This is a genomic window from Microcoleus sp. MOSTC5 (assembly GCF_036701825.1).
In the GTDB taxonomy this organism is placed as follows: domain Bacteria; phylum Cyanobacteriota; class Cyanobacteriia; order Cyanobacteriales; family Microcoleaceae; genus Microcoleus; species Microcoleus asticus.
The window spans coordinates 1-1,029 of record NZ_JAUBRK010000196.1 but is presented as its reverse complement, the minus strand read 5'-3'; the positions used below and the strand labels follow the sequence as shown (position 1 = coordinate 1,029).

Sequence of the window (1,029 nt, the reverse complement as noted above, 5' to 3'; positions counted from 1 at the left end):
TTAACTAAGTTACCTTTATTTTTTATTTTTCGGTTCCATTTCATAATTAGTTCTCCTTCATTTAACAATTTATTTAATAGTGACTCTAGTTTTTCAATGGATTCAAATAATCTATTAGCAACATATTCCTTAGCCGAATGCCATACTAATTCAGCTAAGTTGTAGTCAGGGCTATACTTGGGTAAAAACTCTATGATTAAATTCGGCATCTCGGCTGCTATTTTCTGCAAAATCTCTGCTTTTTTATGAAAACTAGCGTTGTCCAAAATTATCACAAATTTACAGCCTTTATCTTGAAAGTCTGACGCTAAATTCCCTTGCATTATCCACTCTTCTCTTAAATCTCCATAAAAATTTTTCAGCACCGCATAAAAATTAGCAGAATTCCCAGACGGAATAAAATCCACCCATCTTTTCTTGTCTGAAGTTCTCACTCCACCCATGACATTAATACGACCTTTTCGTCGCTCTCCTCTTTTTTTGCTTCGAGTCCCTTTTTTACACCAATTCTTCCTTCTAATTACCCTCAAACTAAATCCACTTTCATCCCAAAACCATACCTGTAGAAGAGCTGGAGAGTCTTTTGCTATTCTTAGATACTCAGCTAATTTATCTTTAAATAAACCCCTCTCTACGGGGTCTTGCTTATCCTCTAAGCTATATTTAGCGAGCGAGGTAAACATACTTTTTTGATTTTAAAATTCTCCTTACTTGGGTGCTACTCAGGTCAATTCCTGTCTTTTCTCCTAGATATATGGCCAGTCTAGCTGTTGTCCATCTCCCGAATTCATAGCCATATTTTTCAGGTTCTACTTCAATAGTTTCTAGGAGTAAATTAATGTATTCTTCTGTAGCTTTTCGGTAGTTACCCTTCATCCTATTATCTGTGAAACTGTCTAAATTTTCAGGATCACCATGTATGCTCCAATAAGCAACTTTTCTCAAAGAACATCCAATTAGTTCAGCAGTTTGAGCTTGTGTATTTCCGTTATTTAGTAACAAAAAAATCAAGGCTCTTTGCCGAATATC

1 pseudogene is annotated in these 1,029 nt (G+C 35.3%); it reads right to left on the bottom strand.

What is annotated here, in order from left to right:
- Positions 1-1,029, bottom strand: a pseudogene (locus tag QUA54_RS34350) (IS630 family transposase); the annotation flags it as partial.